Genomic DNA, 20,407 nt, shown 5'->3' with positions numbered 1-20,407 from the left:
CGATGCTAATCTTGTATGATCTCGGAAATCTATCTTAACATTGGACACAACAGATGACCGGAGCCTCACGCGATCGCCGCGAACAACCCTGTAGAATTTTCTGCCATGAAGGAGTGATATCATGTCCAGTCAAGCACCGGGAAGCAATGTAGAGACGTAGCATGCTACGTCTGGGAGCAGGGGTAAATTTTCGGTGATTCTCTCGCCAGAGTTTTAACCCTGAGCGAAGTCGAAGGGTTGATGGAGAGTCTCACAAATCCAAGCAGATGAACTGGGTTTTTTACCGCTGAAAGCGTTGATAGCTAAGGGTTTTGCCTTTGTGCAGCAAGCCCTACCTATTTATCTGGTTTTTGTCTAAAGTTTAGTTATGACCATTCCACATATAAAACATTATTCATCCACGGTAGTTTTATAATGTTGATGTTCCAGGGAAGTTGTTCCAATAAAACATCATAGGTTTCTGGTTCGACTTGTAACAGCCAGTTCCCATCGCGAATTCTCAAGATGCCTTTTCGTTGTAGAAAAGCTTGCCTGAATCCGGCAATGGATGTATTTTTCAAGATTGACCAATTTTGGATGACGGCAGTGAGTAGGGTTTCACATTCTAATTGCTCTTGTTCTGTGATATCCAAGCTTGCCTCTACGGGTTCTAATACATCGATTCCACAAAGAACTTTATTCAGGGACAAACTAGGCTCAGAGAGTTCGGTTACAGCTTCCACTAAATACTGGATTAATAGCACGGCTCGTTCCGCCGCAGCGGAGTTAATAAAGGATTTTTTTTGAACCAGTCCGATTGTTTGAAAAAAATGATTGAAAAAGGGATGCAATAAAACTAATCCACCGTTATTAATGTATATTTCCTTGGCATTATTGAAATTATTGATGGAATTTTGAATTGTTTCTGAAGGGGGTGGTACATCTGATGCTCTAACAGTATTTTCTTCTTTAACAAGAGTTTCTTTTTCTTTAACCAAGTTTTTTGGAAATGAAGAGGCTACTATTTCTGCGATAATTTCTGGAAGTTCACTTTTGCAGCCTTTCCCTTCTCGTTTCAGAGAGTCTACCGTTTTCACCATCTGATTCACTAAGTCCAAATAATTAAGCTGAAAACGGGTGGCAAGATACCCTAAGCTTTTTTGGGTTATTTTGCGCTTTTCTGGGTTTACAGTTTTATCAAAAGGCAGACTGAGAAATATCCCACGCCATTGTTCTAACCGGATTACATTTGGGGGAATAACTTTAATGAAATCATTTCTTTTTAAAATACCAAAAATATCACTATTGTAATTGGCAATGAAATCCGATAAACTTGGGACAAATAAGTTGGCTATTTTAAGTAATAGTTCATCATTGAATTGATAAATTAGTCGCTTGAGTTGTCTTTCCTGTTGAAAAACTTGCCAGAAAATTGGCTTAATTAGATTGGGGGAGGTGGTGATAACGCGATCGCAAGATTCTGCCAATGCCTGTTTGCTTAAGATTTCTGACCACCACGGGAGTGTACCCGTTTGCAGGAAGTAACTAAGCCGTTCAAGGTCTGTGGTTTGGGGACTCAGGGGAACGTTTTCAGGACGAGGAGGAATCGGTTGACGAGATTGAGGTGCATGGATGTATGTCAACCTTGTAGGTTGGGTTGAGGAACGAAACCCAACTCCCTTAGTTCCCTTGAACGTTTTGTGCAAACCTGACATACTCCCAGATGCATTGCCTGCTTCTCGATGTTCTACTAAAACATTTGTACCCGTTTCTCCAGTTTCTCGATCCATTGCCATACTCATACCAGATGGCTGAATAATTTCAGTCAATTGCTGTTTAATTTCAGCTTCTATTTTGGTGATATACTCTTGCTCAAAATCATCAATATCGATAGTTCCCAGATTAATCTCTAACGTCTCAATGCGATGAATTGTCCGAGAATCGCTCAACTGATCACACAACTTTTCAATCAGCGGAACCACTTTGCTGTAATAGAGTTGAGTCACCGTCTTTTGCAGTTCCAACGCATCTTGTTGTCCGCTTAACTGAAGTTCGATAATCTGTGTTTTAATTTGATGTCGTTGATCGCTCACAACTCTAGTATTAAATTACAGTAAAAACAGTATTTTCATTACCCTCAATCACCATATATCCGATAACTTTAGGAATTTGATCGGACACAAATTCTGCTGAACCAATGTTCAATAATTCTAGAAGTTCATTTACACTTGCCTGAAGACCAGCCAGGGAAGCTTCTTCATCTGCTATCAGTTGTAACCATTGATGGTAAGCCGCTTCAAATCTTTGCATCTTCTCTTGACTGAACCAATGACAGTATACCGTAATATGGGCTGGTATTTCTGAGATTAAAAGTTCCTGAACGAGTTGTCTAAAGGTGGGCTGCTGAAAACGCGGTAACAAATCGGGGAAAACACAACTAATTTGAAACGAATACGGGTTCCGGTGCTGATTAACGCTGACCCATTTGCCACTATCTTGTTCAACAAACGCGCTAGGGATATCAAACGTTTCCGGTTGAACATTCGTCACCGAATAACTGCCATTGTAATCACCCGCATCAAAGATTTGGATTTCATCACCATCCTTGAGTCCATGATTAGCAGAGGAACAGGTGACGTGTTCAGTTTGATTGGCTTGGTTTGAGCGAGCAAATTGTGAAATAGAACGGGCAAAAGTTAACCCTTGAGCGGTATCACTGGAACCACTACGGCTAGTGGGACGCAGTAAAATATGTTCGATTAGATGAAACCCTTCAATACCATTAGAGCCAACCAGAGTTTGGCGAGTGTGAGGAATTCCCAGAAATCGACTAATCCGTCGCTTGAGTCCCGATACATTATCAGTATCCCAAATCTGATTGGCATCTGTATAGTTGAAAGCTTGACCCCGTTGGGAACTAATCTGGGGATAATCTTGCAGAAAAGTTATCTTGTCCTGAATCAGTTTTTCTTCCAGGATAGATTCATAGAGAAGTAAGGAATAGTCGGTGAACTTTTCGCCGTATTGAGCAATTAAATGATCCAGAAACCGATTTCGCCGCTCTAAATCAATCTCTTGGTCGGCTGGAGAGGCTTGAGGATATTGGGTTAAGATATCTGCGGCTCCAGGAAAATCGGTAATATTCTGGGAAACGTAAGTTTTAGGGTCGAGTTTGTGGTAAGAAAATAAGTCTTTAACATGGTCAAGTTGGGCAAAATAGTTAGCCAGTAGTTGGTCGAAGAACATCAGATAAGCTTGCAATTGTTTTGCCTGTGCCTGTCGTTGAGTAGATACCGAAGCGGGTAATCCTGACTCCCCAATTCCGTAATTGCCAGGGAATTCATTTTGAAGGGATTCATACTCAGACAAATCACGGTATTGACCTAAAGGAATTGGCAGGTCTTTATTTTCCGTGACTGATGGCGTTTTCTGGCGCTCTTGCTGTAATATTGTTAGTTTTTCTTGGACTTTTTCCAAGTTAATCGTGCAAGCAATTTGTCCTTTATAAAAAATGATATCATTAATCGTCTCAGCGATTTCTTTGAGTTTAGGAGCTGTATTAATGCCTAAGTCTAATGCCCAAGCTTCGGGTTCCGGTAACTGGTCGCTGGCAATGGTAATATTGCGGATAGTTTTCGTCCCTTCTATATCTAGAATAATATGAATTAGGTCAGAAGTATGGAGTTCATCTCGTCTGCCAAAACGCTGAAGTTCATCATCATCAATAAATCCATGGGTTAGGGGAACCCCGTCAAAAATTTCTTCCGTTTTTTTGCCTTGTTCGAGTCGTTGCTTTAAGGTAAAAAATTGGATGGAAGGCGAGATAAACTTGTCGAGTTCAAAATAGATTTTTGCCATCAACTCATTGAGGTCAAATCCTGCTTCAACTTCAATTTCGGCATTGACGGTTATCTCTTCAACGGGGAGTATTTCAATTTGGGCAAAATCCTCGCATAGATTTCGGTGTTGGTGGAGTTTGGACTTAACATCCTGTTTTACGAAAAAACTATTTTGTTGGGGTTCGGCTTCAATGAGGACGCGATAAAGTCCATTCATTTTGACTTGTTCGCTATAGGATTTGACAAATTCGGGGAGATCAGGAGATTCAAAGGTTAAGGAAGAGCGAGCTGGATTAAAATAGAGGATAGGTGATGGATCTTGGATGGGTTCTAGCCAAGCATTTTTGACTCCATCAATATCAATTAACAGTTTGCGATAGTCATTAATGGTGAGGGGATTAACCGTGAGAATTTCTCTGGCGGTGAAAAACGGTTGCTGATTGCCTTGGGAATGGGTGGGAGCAGGGGCGAGTAAATCTGCTATGGGAAAGGAAAGCCGATAACTTAAATCCGTAATCCCGTAGCAGAGGGCTTCCAGGATGGTAATACCTGGATCATGGGTATTGTAATCTGTCCAGATTGTCCCGGCGAGGCGTTCAATGTGCTTGATGCCTTCTTGACGCAACAAGGCGAAATTCATGCCGGGATAGTCTGGGGGTTCGCTGGAAATGGTTAGGGGTTCAGTCATAGCGATGCAGAATTGGGAATGGCTGAAAATGACTCCGTGTTTAGAGGTAAAGGAGTTAAAGAGTCTGGTTCCGATGAGTCATCCTGATTTTTGGCTAACTCTTCTTCTAATACCTGGATGGCTCCATGAAGGCGCAATAAGGTATACTGGACATCTTTTTGTTTGGCTTCTAACTCAGTCAGAAGTTTTTGACCCGATGCAAATTCACGTTTAAGTTGTTCAAGGCGTTCTTCAATCTGCTTTCTCATCGATTTATTCCCAAAAGGATGGGATTGTTTTAGTTGGATTGAGCGTTATAAAAAAGATTTTTCGGCTCTCCCGGACTTGTAGTGATAACCAAATCTTATATTTCGTAGGGTGGGTTAGGCGCGGGTAGGATTTGTAGGAAAAACCCATAACTTTTCATCCGCGCCGTAACCCACCGGCTAGTATTTTGTAGCTCGTTACACATTTTCCCCCACAATGTCGGGAGAGCCGACAGCCACTCGTTCCTGCTTCAGCATTTTTACTTCTTTTTGCAATTGCGAGATGGTTGCCTGTTGTTCTTTGATCGCCTCAATTAATACGGGAGCAAACTTGTCGTACTGAACCAGTTTGGAATTGCCATCAGGATTCATGATCAGTTCGGGAAAGACTTGTTCAATCTCCTGGGCGATAACGCCAAGTTCTCTATCTTCCCCCAGAGTTTTGTCTTTCCAATGAAAGGATACGCCTCGCAAGCTTAATAATTTTGATAAAGCCTGGTTAATTGGAGTAATTTGTTCTTTCAAGTTTATATCTGAAACTTGGCTATTAGTACACCATACAGCTTGATCAGCACCGATATTACGGATGCAGAAATTTCTATCATTCTGTAGTATAGCTATAAACCGACCATCTCGGGAAACAAGCTGATTTTTGAATGATGCATCAACATAGGTTTTCACTGCTTGCTCTGTGGGGACAGCATTATGGCTATTATCACTCAGCGTCCCATCCGTCGAAAATTCGTTAATGCTTGCGCCGTTTTTCAGTTTAAAATGCCCGTTTACTTCCAGCTTTACTGCCGGTTGAATAGTGCCAATGCCAACCCTCCCTGTGCTTTTCTCAATAAATAGTCGGCTCCCTTCCTCCGTCGATAGATTAAACCCTGGATTCGTTCCACTAGGGTTCTGGCTGATACTCCACGTCTTCGTGTCACCCGCATAAAAATCGACTAATTTCTCATCCGTCTCGAAGGCGGTAATTTTTAGGGTACCCCTTGCCTTTGCTAACAGCGATTCTAAATTAATGCTATTGCTAGCCTCTAAGAGTTGGGCAATATCATCGTCTCGGAGATTGAGTGTGGATTCAATGAAATCCTTAAAATCATCTCCGGTTGGTTTTGCGCCTTGTTTGAACAAGTCTTGCAGTTCAACTCTACTTCGTTGTGCCATAATTATTTCTCCATTAACTAACAACAAAATCTGTACCGATAATCATATAACCAATGCCCTCGAAATCTAAATCTTGATATTTTTCTGTGGTAATCAGATTGATCAGATGTTCGGTGGCGGAAACTAAGATTGAGTCAGGGTGTCGCACCTGAGCTAAGTTGGATTCATTAATCCGAAATTCTAGGGGGGAATCCCCTTGAGCCTCGGCTTCAACGTCAATTTGTTCCAGTAAGCTGAGATTAGCAACATAATCAACATAAGGTCTTTTTTCAATAAAATGGATAACTAATGAACCGTGAATCGAACTACCAAAGGTGATGTCAACTTGACCTGCATACGCCCAAGGGGACAAAAAACGCTTGATATCTTCATTGATTTGTTTGAGATAATACCCTTGTTCATAGCCTGGACGCAACCGAATATTGACTCTATATTTAATCCGCTCATACCGGGGATTTTTGACCACTAAATTGACAAAGGGTGAGGTATGTGCTTTGAGGTAAGCCTCAATTTCCTTGAGCAAATATAACGGTGCTTTGGGTTCCAGGGGAAAGAAGGGTGCGGTATTGGCAATATCAGGAACCACGACAACGGTTACCTTCGCCGCACTGGGATTATCAGAACCAATGGTTGATGTAATACATTTGACTTTATAGATTTCTGGGAAGCGTTCGAGTACCAAACGTTCATAATCCCAGGGGGTTAAGGCGCGTTGTTTATGGCGCAGTCTTTCACTGACTCGGATATTAAACCGAGGCGTATTCTCCTTCATTTTGCCTTGAAAGGAGGTGTAGGGTTGCTTGACAGCTTTGACGGCAGCATCTCGCGTGACTAATCCTTGAATCGAATCGGCGGCTAAGGGTTGACTTAAATGCTCGGTAGCATTGCCTTGATTGACAAAGGTAGCACTTACTGCTTGTGCTTTGATATCTAGGGTATCTGGTATTGCTGCTGCGTTGTTTTGAACCGTTGCTCGCAGCCAGTGCAACCCCTTGGGGAGGCGGTGGTTTTCTGCGGTTGCGGCTGCTGGGATACTCAAACGAATAATACCCGAATCAACTAATCCATTCGTCGTATCTGAGAGGATTTGGATATCTTGGAAATCCTGCCAGCGATCGCGACTGAGATAACTCCAGTGAATATCCGGCTTGGTTAGTTCGACATTAGCACTTCCTGGCACCAGTTGAAAGAGTAGGGAGAGATCTTGGGGGGGGTGTAGATTGCGGATACCCAGGAATAAAGCACCTGCTTCATCGTATTGCGGGAGTAAATAGTCTTCAGGGTAGGGAGAGTTTTCACCCTTAAATGCACCGAGTTCCACATAGCCAAAGGGGTTGAGCTGAAAGACACGGCTGGCTGTTTGAGCCACAGTCAAATCAATCTGGACGGAGGCGGTATAGTCGAGAGATAGGGTTTTAATTTCGGGTGTGTAGGGTTGATAAACGGTGAGAGATTTGATGGCATTATCCGTGGATAACGCCACCTTTGTCATCACCAATGGATAAAGATCATGTCCAAAATTCGGGCTTTCTAGTTCGAGTTTGAAATATCGGGTTTGCTCAAAAGGATCATCTGTCTCGGTTTCTAGTGCTGAAGGGTTGAAGGTATAAGCGTCAATCGTTAAGCTGGGATAATCAAGCTGAAGCGTCGAACTCAAGGCGCTACCATTTTGGCTAAAAATGGGCTGAGATGAGCCAATTAGGTACTGATTTCGATTGTTAAAAACCTTGCAACTAACTTTAAAACTATTATTCGCGATCGCGGGATTGACTAACCCCACCTGAGTATACGCCTGGTAATGGCTGGCAAAATCATCTGGAAGTCCCATCCAGGTGATATTCAGTGCCAGACGATCTAATTTTTTACTACTAATTTCTGAGTTGGCAATGTAAAAACCAGAGCCAACTTTTGGATTACTGCCAAAGGGTTTAAAGGGACTTTTGGGATTCAGGAGGGAATTATCGTTGCGGAGTTGCAAATCCTGTATTGTCCCCACTTCAACCTGGAGGTTTACCTTGTCTAAACGAATGGATTTCAGGAGTTCATAGTCGCTCACGATTTCTGCCGCTGTATCCCCTTTGACCCGATTTTTTAACACCAGTTTAATCACGGGATAGGGGGTATCAAGACTAACCGTTGACGCATCGGGTTGAGGCGGTAGGATAGCAGGTAATGTAGAATCAACGGTTAGCTGAAAGTGTAAACTGTCCAGGTAAACCGCAGCAGCAGAATACAGATTAATCCGAGTAGCCGTATGGTTTGGCATCAAACCGATGGCTTCCACCGTGGCTTCGCGATCGCTGATTCGTTCTATAATTTTAAAGGTGCGACCATCGTCAAAAACCACAACGCTCTCCCCGCCATTTTCGGGAGGCAAAGTCGCACTGGAGAGGGTGACACGGGTCAAATTATCCCCGTCAGCGGTAGCCGTATTCAGAGTGATTTGTTGATTCGTATACGATTTTAGGGGTTCTTCCCGAATCAAATCACTGATTTGTAATGTAATTGATGAAGGTGCGATCCATTCTTGATCCGTACTCAGGTAAATCTCAAACGGGTTTGTGTCTTGGATGATCTTTTCTAGTTCCTCTCGGTTTAAGGTATTCGCTTTACAGGCGAAGAGTAGGGTAATTTTTCGTGTTCCTTCCTTGAGGATTAAAAGAGGAGAGGTAATTGCAAAACCGAGAGAGGTTGTCTGAGGTTGAGTCACCGTGGTAAACGGAGAAAACCGTTGTAACTCCGTTTCAGCTTCGGCGGCTGATTCCAGAATAGGCGTTGCCTCAATCCTTTTAATTTCTTGCTTCCCAATCGCTGGATACGTGAAATTTTGTTTCTTGGCTTGCGCCTTTTCTAGGAGGCGGTAAACTTCTTGCCAAGCCGAGTCATCAATGTCCGTTGCATTTCCTTTGATTTCCATAATCTTACGGAAATCTTCGACACTCATATACAGTTGTTCTTTGACATAGCGAACCACAAACAAATCGGGATTCAATTCATCCAGATTACTCCGTATCTGCTCCAGATTATCATAGCCACTGGGCATTTCGGGTAGGGGATCACTCGGATTAGGAGTACCCAAAGCCAATCGAATCATACTATCAAAACCAGCGTTTTGATGGGTTGATTTGAGAACTTGACGTCGTTTGCGGTTAATTTTTTTGCGATAGGCTTTTTCAATTAGGGAATAAACCTGCTCCCACTCTGACTCTAACGGAGGTTTGCTCTGTGACGTTCCGGTGCTGTTTTGTCTGACGTTAATTTCTAAGCAGTATTTAAAATCGTCAATTGTAGCAAAAAAGAGTTGCTCAAGAATATAGTTTTTTTGATTATCAGCGATTTGTTCGATGGGTTGATCGTTGATGGTTTGGTAAAGAGTATTGAGAACATTAATATCAACAGGAGTCGTACCCAAATCAGGAAGGGAGTCGCCTTGATTGGGATCACCTACCGCCCATCTCAGCATCTGTTCAAAACTATTGTTGTCTTGATTCCCCTGCTGATGAATACTCCTGAGATCAGTATAGGTTTTTACCGCCGACAAGGTTTTAATACTGGCAACTTGAGCTTGATTGAGAACGACTTCTTCATCAATGGCATAATTGAGATCGATTCCTTGACTATCTTGACCGGCTTTGAGTAATGTGCCAGGTTGGAGTCGATAGACCGTTTGATCAGCCGCTAATTCAAAAATTGTATGTATTTTATCAGGAATTTCTTCTTTTTCAGTTAATTTTAATACCTCTTTATAGTAAAACTCTAGATGTCTTTGGGTGAGCTGATTAAACTGTTGTTGGGGATAGCGCAATAATCGCAAAAATGCGAATAATAGGACGAGATGAGGTTGGGACAATTTCCGCCGTACTGATTCATCATCGTCAAAGCTTTCCGGGTTTTTTATATAGGCTACCATGTTCTGAATATCACCCGCAAAAAAGGAAGACCAATTTCCTTGGGGATGATTCAATTCGTCGTAGTAGTTCAGTGTCGCCGCATACTTTTGGACAAAGGTGAGTAAATCTGCCTCAGAACGTTCATCAACAGAAACATAGTCGGGTTCTAGGGTTCTGAGTAATCGATTGCGCTGACTGATGCCATCTCGGAATAGGTTAGTTTGTTTATTCATTATCATTGGTTAAAACACTGATTTCACTGATTTATTGGAGAGATTTGGGTAGGGAGGTGAGAGCTTATTCATACACTGATTACACCGATAAGTTTGTTCTCTATCAAGATAATTTGTCCTTTGTCAAGAAAACTCTATTGCCTATTGCCTATTGACTCCTGCCTTAATTTAGGTTCCTCGCCATTTGGTGTTCGTGGTAATAAAACTGCCAATTCCTGAATATTGAGGAACAGCGTCAGGAACTGAAATTGGAGGCGGAGTAAACGCTGGGGTTTGTACCTCAAATTTAGCAATAAAGGTGCTTCCTTTCAAAATCATTGGCGTGCCAACACTATTGGTTTTCTGGGCGATTTGATCATCCCCTAAGACATCAATTTTCAATGTTCCTATTCCCGGAAGTGAGTAAATCGGTGTGATATAAATACATCCCGGCACAGACACAGACGTTTCATCGCCAACAATACAAACCTTTTTTCCCTGTAAGCTAGAGTTACCACTTCCTTTAATTTCACCCAGTCTCACCACGACAGTAGCCAAGCCAAAGCTGGGATTAAATTCTGCTTGATCACCATCGACAATGATTAAATCAGACATGGGCTTTGTGAATAAAAGGTTACGGTTTCAATCTATGAAAATTAAGCCTTAATTAAATTCGTGGTTTCCTGTAAATAAAAGGGATAGACTAAATTGAATCGAGAGTTCGTGGTGCGAAGCAGATAGTTAATACTGATAAACAATAATCCCACCTGATCCGCGCTTTCCGAAATATCAATTGCCTCCAGGTCTACTCGGGGTTCATGATATAAGATAGCATCGGCAATAATCCCTTTAATTCCCGTGATTAATCCCTGAGTGATTTCCTCAAACAGAAACTGATTCAGTTCACAACCAAAGTCAGGGTGCATGATTCGTTCTCCCGGTTGAGTGGATAGGATAATTTCTAGGCTTTGCCGAACATCTTCCGCATCAGATACCAGTTCGACGGCGGCTGTCTCTTGGTTAAATGTGGGTGGAAAGCTCCATCCTGTGCCTAAGAAAGAAGTGTTGAGTTCCATTTAATTGACATCTACTTTTGAGCCTTTTATGGTAACCGTTTTACCTTCAATAATAATATCTTGATCGGATTTAATTTTAAACCCCTTATCATCAATGGTTATTGTATTTCCATTTTCATCTTCTAAATAAATTCCTTTATCCTGATCCGACAATCGCAATAAATTACCATTAGGTGTACTAATTTCGATAAATTTATCTTCATCATCAAAGATAATTTGTAATGATTCCTTAGTGACAATACCTTTCCGATAATTTTCCTGATTGACCTCCAATCCTGATGGCAATTCGTTTTTTTCACTATGCATTGCACCCAGGATAACCGCTTGTCTGGGGTCATCATTAACAAAGCCAAGAATCACTTCATCTCCTTCCTCCGGTCTAAAAAAGATGCCGCGTTCATTACCCGCATCTAGAGACGCTAATCTTGCCCAAATAACGCCATCAGTTTCAATAGATGGAACTTTTACTTTAACCCGAAACTGTTTATCCGGATCATCTTCGTACTTATCCACAACGCCAATTTGTAAACCGTTGATGGCGGGAATTAGTCCAGCGACTGGCGGCTCAATAATATCTTCATTTTGGGAAAACCAGTCAGCAGATAAGCCAAATTGAATATTGGTTTGCCATCCCCCTAATGTTACTTGATGACGGATGGCGGTGACTAAGGTTTTGCCATTAAAGCGTTTACCAATTCCGGCGACTTCGATGATGTCACCTAGTTTAATCTTAGCCAAGCCAGGAACTGTCAGCCGACCTTTCAACAAAGAGAGGCGACTTTTGACCATTTTCGCCTTTGCCCACGCTTCTACTTCTTGTTCATCTAATTGACCAGAAAATAGTAATTGACAGGTGTCAGCATCAATGGCTTGAGCTAATTCCCCCGGATTTAAGTTACCTTGACTCAGGGAAAATTCGGGAGCGGTTTTGGCTTGAAATAAGTCTTGATTTTTGACATCCCAAGCCGTACTTTCTACAGATTCATACTGAAAACGACTATCCGCTTCCATTTCAAAGTCATAAATCTCGCTAATTCCATATTCAAATTTATGTTCAGCCGCCCCCTGGAGATTGGGTTCAATAACCGTTACTTTGCCATCATCAACTAATACCCAATGACCATTCACATCGGCACGGGAGACAATAAAATCCCAGTCAGTACAGCCAAATTGCACCATTTCCTTATGCTGAGGTTGGGTTGTTGCCACGGATTCAATCTGTAATCCTGCTGATTGGACAATTTTTTCAATAATGTCCTTGTCGGTCATATCCCGAAAAACGGCACTTTTGCGCTTGGGGATGAGTTTAAAGGCGGCGTCTTTTGACTCAATAGTGAGTAGGGAGCGATTTTGATCGGCTTGTAGGCTGTGTCTGAGAATAATTCCTTTAAAAACAGTAGCTTCCTCTTTAGCGTTGTCTTCATACCGCAGCTTAATTTCCAGTTCTTTCCCCGGTTTAAAAAACTCAGTATCGCTAATTTTAAATTCCTGTTTTGCGGCGTCCCCATCCAACAGAATCAGTTGAGCGCTGGGAATTTTATTCACCGCTTTGATAATATCAATGGACATGAGGTGATACTCCGAGTCCATTTCGTTCCCATCACTCAAAATTGTTGCTGTGATCACGCCATTCATGATTGGTTCACTTGGTTGTCGGCGGCAGACTGATTGAAGTGCCAACGTTTAATTTGCGGAAATTATTCAGGTTGTTGGCAGCGGCAAGCTGGATGTAGTAAGCGGGATCACCATAGATTTGATTTGCCATAAGCGGTAAATTATCTCCGGCTTTGATAATTCGTTTGTGGGTTAAATCTGGGGAATTCTTATTTTCTTGTTTAACTCGCTTGGAATCTTCAATATCCCCAGAAAATTCGGTTTGTAACTCGGCTCTCAGGGGTTGTCCGCTGCGGTTGAACAAGGTATATTTAATGTCAACTGAACCCAACCGACAATTAAAAATCAGGTCGCCCCATTCAATTTTCAGAGATTTTGGCTCGTGAGTCTCCCCATCCATGTGCGTGGTTAAAGTTAGGAAGCGATTCACTTCTTTATATACATCCTTCCGTCCGCCAGGGGTAACACCCGTTCCATCTAAAATTAAGGTTAAAGAGAGATGTGTCGGTTTACTCAGGGCGTATTTTAAGGATGACCCACTGGTATTCATCCCTTGATGCTCTTGATATTTATTCTCATATTTCAGCGAATACGATTCCGGGTTAAACATGACCTCAAAGGTATCTTGAGGTACGCCAATTTGTTTCTTGTCTTTATAGACATAGATTTTGAGCTTTTCTAACTTGAAGAGGTTTTTGAGCATGGTTTCCCCTTATCGTTCTTTTTTTCGTTCTAATATTTTCAAGACTTGTTCGACACAAGCCGTCACAATGGCGTCTGTTTCCTGAGCACCTGCTCCCTTGGGGGAGAGGGAATGCGTCGGATTTGACTCAACAATCGTGGCGCGAACAATTAATTCTTTAATTTCTACAGGCATGGTTAAAGTCTCAGATTTTGAAAGCGTGTATAGGCTAATTCCATGGTGTCGATAACCACTGCATTTTTAGTGGCATCCAGGTCAGATACTGTCCAAGTTACTGGATAGGCATTCTTAAATAACCAACTGGCATGGGGATTACTTTTTTCATTGAGAAGCATCACCAAAACATTACTGGGTGACAACTTCATTAAATCCATAGCCAGTCCGAATTCGATATTTAGGGGAGAACCAGAGACCATTCCTCGTTTGAGAACTAAGTTCTGATACGTGACCCGTTTCGGCAGGCGATGTGTAAACAGATTTTCACCGCCTTCTGTTACCTGTTCAGTCTCAATGGTAGAAGAAATTCCGGACACCGTTTGAAAGCGAATATCCAAAGGATTCGGCACAACTCCCGCGATGAAAAAGACAACCATAAAGTGACTCCCGATGGGCGGAATTTGGTCATTCGGAAGTTCTGGGATAGTTGGAGGATCAGGCATATCGTAATTCTATTGCTTATCCGGGATAATCTATTTTCAGACTACTTGCTATAAGTCCCAACGTTTCAATGGCAACTTCATTATGTGTGGCATTGAATGTGGGCGCATCAAGTTGATGGGGAAAAGCATCCGTCACTGTCCAAGAGACAACCGCTTCACCCGTCTCATCTAACAAGTCCACCCTCAAATCGCGCTTTTCTACCGTATTTAATTGAATGGTACTAATCCACTTAAAGAAATAATTGTCTTTTCTGACAACACCTTTGCTGAGGGTTAGGGTAACGTCAGCGGGCATTCCTGGCATTAGCTTAGATCCATCGCGATAGCTCATCCCATCGCGATAACTGATGGTTTCGTAGTTAATGTTTAACCCAGATACCTCGGAAAAGGCGACCGAATCTTCTCCCGCGATTGTAACTCGGTAATAGAATACTGGAATTGGATATTTATCTTTGATATCTTGGATGGACGTTGCCATAACGGTTGTAACTCCTTATTGTACGGACAAATGACGAATGACAAATGACAAAGGACAAATAACTTACGCTTCTTGCAATTTATGGGAGAATCGCAAAATAATAAACTCAGCCGGACGAACGGCGGCAATGCCAATTTCAACAATTAGGCGACCTTCTAAAATGTCCTGGGTGGTCATACTTTTACCCAAACCGACATTCACAAAAAATGCCTGTTCCGGTGTAGGTCCAGCTAATGCCCCCTGACGCCACAATCCCTCTAAATAGGTTTCGACCATGGTTTTGACTTTCAACCAGGTAATGGCGTTGTTCGACTCAAACACGACAAAGGACGTGGATTTCTGAATTGATTCTTCAATCAGATTGAACAAGCGGCGAACTGGGATATAACGCCATTCATTGTCATTTCCGGCTAAGGTTCTTGCTCCCCAGACTAAGGTTCCTTTCCCAGTAAAACTACGAATCGCGTTGATGGATTTACCACTGGTGGGTTCAATATTCAGATTTTCCTGTTCCTGGTTATTAATCTTCAGCGTCGGGCCAATAACCGAGGCTAAACTAACATTAGCCGGGGCTTTCCAAACACCGCGATCGCGGTCTACACTAGCATACACTCCCGCCACGGCTGCACTGGGAGGTAAAACGACTCGTTTTTTAGCCAGTTCTGCCTTAACTCGGTTATAAAATTCGGTTTTCCCTTTATTCTCTTTCAAGGTCTTACTATCTGCCATAGTCACGGAATCGTCCGTGTAATAGTAATTAATCGAGGTTTGCAAATAGGGATAGTAAGCCGCACCGTATTTCAAATCTTCAGTGCCGATATTATCTCGGAATGCTTGGACTTCTTCGGCAATTTTTAGGGTTTCTACGCCACCCGCAGGCTCCAAACTATGTTTAACGTCAAAAATCGCAAACCGATCCTTCAACTCATTGCATTGAGCCAACGCCGCTTGACAAAGGTCGTGATAATCCTGCACGGTGGGTAAATTCACCGCATCTGTGAACAGAATTAAGGTTGGTTCATCTTCTTTTTTTAATGCCTCCAATCCTTTGATAAAATCATCCTTAGTTTTCGTCACGGGATCACTGTAACTTCCCACAGAGACAATGTAACAACTTCCTCCTCCATTATCAAAATAGAGGCGCAATGCATAGTACATAAAATAGTTAACGTCAGGGGGATTGAAGGGAGGAATTGGCTCAGTGGTACTATCGACAGGGGGAGTTTCGAGAGGAGAATCGACCGGAATCGTCAACGAGGTGGCTTCTGCTTTGCCGAACAGCGTTTCATAGTCCAGCATGGAACTAATCCGAGTCGGCTTATTCGTCAGATCGCCTGGAGTGACGCGATCGGCTTTTTCGGTGTAGCCGATAAACGCGGGAATTGCGGTTGAGACTTCAGCAACGGAAGGTGGGAATGTGCTGATTTCTTCAACATATACAGCGGGGGTTTTATAGCTTGTCATTGCTTTATTTTTTCAGAACTTATACGAATTTGAGGGCATTAATCACTTGAATCCCCGTCCGATTCGGCGGGTTAGGTAAATGGTTGATCCATACGGTGGGCTTACTTTTTCCATTTTGCTTTTGTTTTAACAATTGAATGTGTTTTCGTCCTTTTTCCTGACAATTAATTTCTGTTTCTGAACTAAATAAATATAATTGCTTTCCGGCAAATCGCTCAGTAAATACATGATACAATTGATCCCGATCTGATTGATTGATTTCATTTTTTGTAAACTTGATTTTTTCGGCTCTGGCATCTGCGGCATCTGCAATCAAAAAAACATCACCATTTGTTTCGGGTTCAGTGATTAGATAGTAGTACCAATGTTGCCGTTTAGATTGCCAGGAAATTTGGTATTCACTGGTCTGATTTGAACTCTTCGGCAAGAATACCTTCGGCAAGGATGAATTATTGTAAATCGTGATAACTCCCAAATTATTTCGATCTTGAGGCGGCAGTTTCGGTTCAGCCGTTTTGGGGTCGTATAACGTCCTCTCTAAACTGGATACACCGATTCCAGTAATTGTTTGATTGCTAAACCAATAAATGTAACGTTCGTTCGGTGCCCTAGTGAATTTAGCATTAATATGAGTAAAGTCAAGAAAGCTAGAATTTTTGATTTTTAAGAGGAAAGTAAATACCAAATCATCGGTCAATTCCAGCCAGGGTTGACCCGTCTCAGTCACGGGGACGATAACCTGAATCCCATTCACTTTATTTTTCACCAGCAGACGGTGACGTGCGAGGATTTGACGACATTCTGGAGTCGGCTCAATGTTGAGGTCAGGGCAAACCTTATTCTGGTAATAGTCGTGAATAATACTCAATTCAAACAGTCCTTGGTAATTCATTGAAATTATCCATTTATTAGTCGATGTTCACCCCTAAATCACATTGAAGCCGGAAAGACATCAATATTCGTTATATCAGCGCCAACGTCTAAAGAGTCGATATCCTCAAAGACAACCATCCGGACTTTATAAAGTACAGAAGGCAGATAAGGATTGCCCAAAAGACTCCAAATATCTTTCTCTTCTTCAAAGGGAAGATTAACGAGTTCAAGGGTCAATTTTTGAATATCGGAATTGAGCGCTGGAGAATTTTGAGATTCAAAGATCCGATGACTGTGAAAAAAGGAAATAACTAGAGATAAAAGCTTTAAACACTGACTGTAGTCGGTAAAGTTGGCGATGAACAGGACATAAAGATTCAAGTACAACAGATGGGGGAGCAGAGTCTTAGTCGGTAGGGCAGTGATGTCCCGTTGATGTTGATAAGCAGCTCCAGAGCGAAAGGTTCGCTCTTCTTCGATATTTACCAGTACAGCCGAGAGTGCTTCTTTCGGCAAGGTAATCTCTCTGGGCGTCCTTTCCTGAACAAAGACAACCTCGAAGCCTTCCACCCCAGTTTTGACTTTGAGGTAGCTATTGAGTTGATCTTTAAGAAAAGTGAAAACATGATCAATCATTGAAATACTGTCTCAGTAAACGTTTCTCTTTCGGAGTCGTGTTGCTGAATCAGCTGTGTTATATACAAGTACCGAAACCCAACGCCATCGCCAGCTTGTTGGGTTTCGCTGTCGCTCTACCCAACCTACAATAATATGTGTGCCAAACTGACATACTCCTCTTGATCTACCCCTGCTAATCGCTGATATTTTCCAAAAAATATGGGGTGCGCCCAAAAGCTTTTGAGTTTTAAACGGATTAAAAATAGAATGACATAAACAAGGAGAAAATAAAACTATTTTTACAAAACTTAATTTATAAATTCTGTCCAAATCAGTTGTGAAATGGCAATCCTTGCTGGATCAGCTTTTCGGACTCATTTTTGTTCACAAATCATTTAGACTGCCGAGAATCTCAAACTACAACCAACTGCTTATAGAAACTTTTCAGTGCGATCGCGCTGTTGTTTCTGGCTTTTCATAAGTTGCTGAATTTGTCAAGATGGTGGTGATAGTAATTTTCCGGTTCCGGGGTGGCACAGTATCAAGTGCCAACTGTGTGAGATTTGCCCAAGGAGAAAGTGAAAACCGACACCATTTTTTATAGCCTGTTTAAAGGGTTTCCCAGTATCTTCTTTGAACTAATTAACCAGCCCAGAGAACAAGCCGAAACCTATGAATTCACATCTCGTGAAATCAAGCAACTGGCGTTTCGACTAGATGGGTTGTTTTTTCCCAAGGATGAAACAAGAGAACAACCGTTCTATGTTGTCGAGGTTCAGTTCCAACCTGACGAGGATTTATACTATCGTTTATTCGCTGAACTCTTTCTCTATTTGAGACAGGATAAACCCTCTTGTCCTTGGCGGGTTGTGGTTATTTATCCGACTCGCCGGATTGAGAGAGAACAACCGTTACAATTTCGGGAACTGTTCACCAGAGTGCAACGGATATACTTGGATGAGTTAGGAGAGGATGCATCAGATTCCCTGGGAGTTAATATTGTTAAGCTAGTGATTGAGAATGAACAGACAGCCCCAGAACGGGCAAGGCGCTTGATTGAACAAGCCCAAGCTCAGCTAGTTGATCAGAAAACTAAACGTGGACTGATTGATTTAATAGAAACCATCATTGTTTACAAATTACCGCAAAAAAGTAGGAAGGAGATAGAAGCGATGTTAGGATTAAGTGAACTTAAACAAACTAAGGTTTATCAAGAAGCGAAGCAAGAAGGTTTACAGGAAGGCAGACAAGAAGGCAGACAGGAAGGCAGACAGGAAGGCAGACAGGAAGGCAGACAGGAAGGTTTACAGGAAGGCAAACAGAAAGGTCAACTCAAAGCCAAGTTGGAAGCGATATCCCGCATGATGCAGTTAGGTTTGAGTTGGGAGATGATTGCGGAGGGATTGGATTTACCTGGGGAAGTGGTTCAACAAGCTATGCAGTCATTCTCTGGACAGAATGTTCTGGCTTTTATTGGACTTTTACAGGAGCAACGAGAGCTTTTTTCGGCTCAAGATTTGGTGGATTTGGCTGAGTTAATTAAAGCGTTACCGGATCAGGTGGAAGACTTATCGAATGCGATCGCACTATGGTGTAAGCAGGATGGACATTCCCCACAGCGTCAGGCTTGGCGTGATGTTGTATCGGGTAAGGTGGCGGCTACTGTGGAGGAATGGTTGGCGACGAATCTTGCATCCCTGGAAACTGTTGAGTCTTCTGTTCATAAAGCGACGCTGCAACAGGCGATTGAGCATTGGTGACAAGTTAAGGCTGTGTGCCAATAGTCAAGGGGGTGCGATCGCATTACTTCGTCCTAATTCTGAGGCGGCGCGAGTTGTGTCTATGCTTGAGGGGAAACCATCTCAGGGTCATCAAAGTGTTAGCGCCAGTCTCTGTGAGATGATTAGGATTGCGGATGAGGAAGAACTGGAAACCGCTATGCTGCTTTCTTGTCCGTCGTATGGAGAGGGCATCAAACAGAGGTTGAACGGGTTAAATCGACTTTTTGACTCCCGAACAGCGGGTTACATCTGAATTAAAATGACTGGAAAGTAGGAGGACAAGCAAGCCGATGAGTTTAGTTATTTCTGATGAAATTATTAGAGCAAGTGGATTATCTGAACCTGATTTCCTCTTAGAAATTGTTCTGCTGCTATTTAAGCAGAAAAAAATCAGTCTGGCTAAGGCAAGTCATTTGCTAGGGATGTCCCGGATTCGGTTTCAGCACGAATTAGCGTCTCGTCAGATTCCGATTCACTATGATGTGGAGGATTTTGAGACAGATTTAAGCAATTTACGAGCAGCCGGACGATTGTGATTGTTATTAGTGATACGTCTCCTATTACTAATCTGGCGGCTGTCGGACATTTGTCTTTATAGCAAGAAATATTCTGATTTTGGCGGTAGGGCATTCCGTCAGCAGTAAAGCTTACCGAGTAACCGAGGCGTTAGCTGGTGTTGGTAAGAAGCCCGTGTTGTTCCGTTAGGGCAACGTCGGGAGTATGTCACAAATACGGGTAGTTCAAGTCCATCCTCTCGTTTCTTCATCACTCAGCAATCGCTTTAACTTGAAACATTCCCGTTGCGCCCCTTGCAGCAAATGTTTCATCATCACGGATTCATTGGCATCAGCCGCTAGAAATGCTGCATTTAGGGCAATATTGCGGATGTTACCTCCGGGAAGATTAAGCTGTCCCAGTTTCTGGTAATCTAGCCCCTGGGTCGGAGTCTGTGAGGGAAAGATACGCCGCCAAATCTCGCTGCGGGAGGCGGCATCGGGGAGGGGAAGCTGCACCACAAACCGAATCCGGCGCATAAAGGCAGTAAGCTGTTCGGCATTTAAATAGGGTATAATTAAAATAGGAAATCCGAAGAACAAAAAAAATATGCCAGCCAAAGA

18 protein-coding genes and 1 pseudogene are annotated in these 20,407 nt (G+C 42.5%); 3 read left to right on the top strand and 16 right to left on the bottom strand.

The genetic code is table 11. From position 1 onward, the window contains the following. Window positions 1-365 precede the first annotated feature (365 nt). The 15 genes from ACLGGO_RS30045 to ACLGGO_RS29975 all read right to left on the bottom strand — a co-directional run bounded on the left by ACLGGO_RS30045 (window position 366) and on the right by ACLGGO_RS29975 (window position 17,526). A complete protein-coding gene (locus ACLGGO_RS30045) occupies window positions 366-2,072 on the bottom strand; it encodes a contractile injection system tape measure protein (protein WP_446422041.1) in 1,707 nt (568 codons plus the stop codon). Between the two features lie 10 nt (window positions 2,073-2,082). Next, a complete protein-coding gene (locus ACLGGO_RS30040) occupies window positions 2,083-4,506 on the bottom strand; it encodes a hypothetical protein (RefSeq protein WP_446422040.1) in 2,424 nt (807 codons plus the stop codon). Beyond that, the gene (locus tag ACLGGO_RS30035; protein ID WP_446362727.1) at window positions 4,503-4,754 is read right to left on the bottom strand and encodes a hypothetical protein; all 252 of its coding nucleotides are present in this window, start codon (window positions 4,752-4,754) and stop codon (window positions 4,503-4,505) included. Before ACLGGO_RS30035 ends, ACLGGO_RS30040 begins: the two co-directional genes overlap by 4 nt. A 195-nt stretch (window positions 4,755-4,949) precedes the next feature. Continuing rightward, window positions 4,950-5,921, bottom strand: a complete 972-nt coding sequence (locus ACLGGO_RS30030; protein ID WP_446422039.1) for a tail fiber domain-containing protein — start codon at window positions 5,919-5,921, stop codon at window positions 4,950-4,952. 13 nt (window positions 5,922-5,934) lie between these two features. Continuing rightward, complete coding sequence (locus ACLGGO_RS30025) at window positions 5,935-10,044, bottom strand: hypothetical protein (protein WP_446422038.1); 4,110 nt, start codon at window positions 10,042-10,044, stop codon at window positions 5,935-5,937. Between the two features lie 168 nt (window positions 10,045-10,212). Then, window positions 10,213-10,638 carry a hypothetical protein gene (locus tag ACLGGO_RS30020; protein WP_446345457.1) on the bottom strand — a complete coding sequence of 142 codons (426 nt, stop codon included), beginning with the start codon at window positions 10,636-10,638 and terminating at the stop codon, window positions 10,213-10,215. 41 nt (window positions 10,639-10,679) lie between these two features. Further along, window positions 10,680-11,099: a GPW/gp25 family protein gene (locus ACLGGO_RS30015; RefSeq protein ID WP_446422037.1), complete on the bottom strand. Its 420-nt coding sequence runs from the start codon at window positions 11,097-11,099 to the stop codon at window positions 10,680-10,682. After that, window positions 11,100-12,734 carry a type VI secretion system tip protein VgrG gene (gene vgrG / locus ACLGGO_RS30010; protein WP_446362731.1) on the bottom strand — a complete coding sequence of 545 codons (1,635 nt, stop codon included), beginning with the start codon at window positions 12,732-12,734 and terminating at the stop codon, window positions 11,100-11,102. It lies immediately after the preceding gene. Window positions 12,735-12,741: 7 nt separating this feature from the next. Then, on the bottom strand, window positions 12,742-13,416 hold the full coding sequence (locus tag ACLGGO_RS30005; RefSeq protein ID WP_446345451.1) for a CIS tube protein: 675 nt from the start codon (window positions 13,414-13,416) through the stop codon (window positions 12,742-12,744). A 9-nt stretch (window positions 13,417-13,425) separates the two neighbouring features. Then, window positions 13,426-13,590: a DUF5908 family protein gene (locus ACLGGO_RS30000; protein ID WP_446345449.1), complete on the bottom strand. Its 165-nt coding sequence runs from the start codon at window positions 13,588-13,590 to the stop codon at window positions 13,426-13,428. 2 nt (window positions 13,591-13,592) lie between these two features. Beyond that, a complete protein-coding gene (locus ACLGGO_RS29995; RefSeq protein ID WP_446362732.1) occupies window positions 13,593-14,075 on the bottom strand; it encodes a phage tail protein in 483 nt (160 codons plus the stop codon). A gap of 16 nt (window positions 14,076-14,091) precedes the next feature. After that, window positions 14,092-14,553 (bottom strand): phage tail protein, encoded by a 462-nt coding sequence (locus ACLGGO_RS29990; protein ID WP_446362733.1) that lies wholly within the window; start codon window positions 14,551-14,553, stop codon window positions 14,092-14,094. A gap of 63 nt (window positions 14,554-14,616) precedes the next feature. After that, window positions 14,617-16,017: a phage tail sheath family protein gene (locus tag ACLGGO_RS29985; protein ID WP_446362734.1), complete on the bottom strand. Its 1,401-nt coding sequence runs from the start codon at window positions 16,015-16,017 to the stop codon at window positions 14,617-14,619. Window positions 16,018-16,036: 19 nt separating this feature from the next. Beyond that, complete coding sequence (locus ACLGGO_RS29980) at window positions 16,037-16,909, bottom strand: hypothetical protein (protein ID WP_446422036.1); 873 nt, start codon at window positions 16,907-16,909, stop codon at window positions 16,037-16,039. 38 nt (window positions 16,910-16,947) lie between these two features. Beyond that, window positions 16,948-17,526: a DUF4255 domain-containing protein gene (locus ACLGGO_RS29975; RefSeq protein ID WP_446422035.1), complete on the bottom strand. Its 579-nt coding sequence runs from the start codon at window positions 17,524-17,526 to the stop codon at window positions 16,948-16,950. A 560-nt stretch (window positions 17,527-18,086) separates the two neighbouring features. Between ACLGGO_RS29975 and ACLGGO_RS29970 the strand changes: the two genes are divergently transcribed. From ACLGGO_RS29970 to ACLGGO_RS29960, 3 genes are read left to right on the top strand one after another with little or no spacing between them, the layout of a single operon-like run. Continuing rightward, on the top strand, window positions 18,087-19,268 hold the full coding sequence (locus ACLGGO_RS29970; protein WP_446422034.1) for an Rpn family recombination-promoting nuclease/putative transposase: 1,182 nt from the start codon (window positions 18,087-18,089) through the stop codon (window positions 19,266-19,268). Then, window positions 19,255-19,542, top strand: coding sequence for a hypothetical protein (locus ACLGGO_RS29965; protein WP_446382039.1), 288 nt, complete (start codon window positions 19,255-19,257; stop codon window positions 19,540-19,542). Before ACLGGO_RS29970 ends, ACLGGO_RS29965 begins: the two co-directional genes overlap by 14 nt. A gap of 37 nt (window positions 19,543-19,579) precedes the next feature. Continuing rightward, window positions 19,580-19,825 carry a UPF0175 family protein gene (locus ACLGGO_RS29960; RefSeq protein WP_446345433.1) on the top strand — a complete coding sequence of 82 codons (246 nt, stop codon included), beginning with the start codon at window positions 19,580-19,582 and terminating at the stop codon, window positions 19,823-19,825. A 204-nt stretch (window positions 19,826-20,029) separates the two neighbouring features. On the opposite strand, the pseudogene ACLGGO_RS29955 reads toward ACLGGO_RS29960, so the two are convergent. Further along, window positions 20,030-20,407: pseudogene (locus ACLGGO_RS29955) on the bottom strand (ATP-binding protein); the annotation flags it as partial.

The organism is Coleofasciculus sp., assembly GCF_046565525.1.
GTDB lineage: Bacteria > Cyanobacteriota > Cyanobacteriia > Cyanobacteriales > Coleofasciculaceae > Coleofasciculus.
Note: the sequence above shows the minus strand (reverse complement) of the source record. Positions and strands in the feature narration are given on the sequence as shown.

Coding starts and splice junctions, on each gene's coding strand:
- ACLGGO_RS30040 (WP_446422040.1), bottom strand. CDS start 4,506: ATGACTGAACCCCTAACCATTTCCAGCGAACCCCCAGACTATCCCGGC.
- ACLGGO_RS30035 (WP_446362727.1), bottom strand. CDS start 4,754: ATGAGAAAGCAGATTGAAGAACGCCTTGAACAACTTAAACGTGAATTT.
- ACLGGO_RS30030 (WP_446422039.1), bottom strand. CDS start 5,921: ATGGCACAACGAAGTAGAGTTGAACTGCAAGACTTGTTCAAACAAGGC.
- ACLGGO_RS30025 (WP_446422038.1), bottom strand. CDS start 10,044: ATGAATAAACAAACTAACCTATTCCGAGATGGCATCAGTCAGCGCAAT.
- ACLGGO_RS30020 (WP_446345457.1), bottom strand. CDS start 10,638: ATGTCTGATTTAATCATTGTCGATGGTGATCAAGCAGAATTTAATCCC.
- ACLGGO_RS30015 (WP_446422037.1), bottom strand. CDS start 11,099: ATGGAACTCAACACTTCTTTCTTAGGCACAGGATGGAGCTTTCCACCC.
- vgrG (WP_446362731.1), bottom strand. CDS start 12,734: ATGAATGGCGTGATCACAGCAACAATTTTGAGTGATGGGAACGAAATG.
- ACLGGO_RS30005 (WP_446345451.1), bottom strand. CDS start 13,416: ATGCTCAAAAACCTCTTCAAGTTAGAAAAGCTCAAAATCTATGTCTAT.
- ACLGGO_RS30000 (WP_446345449.1), bottom strand. CDS start 13,590: ATGCCTGTAGAAATTAAAGAATTAATTGTTCGCGCCACGATTGTTGAG.
- ACLGGO_RS29995 (WP_446362732.1), bottom strand. CDS start 14,075: ATGCCTGATCCTCCAACTATCCCAGAACTTCCGAATGACCAAATTCCG.
- ACLGGO_RS29990 (WP_446362733.1), bottom strand. CDS start 14,553: ATGGCAACGTCCATCCAAGATATCAAAGATAAATATCCAATTCCAGTA.
- ACLGGO_RS29985 (WP_446362734.1), bottom strand. CDS start 16,017: ATGACAAGCTATAAAACCCCCGCTGTATATGTTGAAGAAATCAGCACA.
- ACLGGO_RS29980 (WP_446422036.1), bottom strand. CDS start 16,909: ATGAATTACCAAGGACTGTTTGAATTGAGTATTATTCACGACTATTAC.
- ACLGGO_RS29975 (WP_446422035.1), bottom strand. CDS start 17,526: ATGATTGATCATGTTTTCACTTTTCTTAAAGATCAACTCAATAGCTAC.
- ACLGGO_RS29960 (WP_446345433.1), top strand. CDS start 19,580: ATGAGTTTAGTTATTTCTGATGAAATTATTAGAGCAAGTGGATTATCT.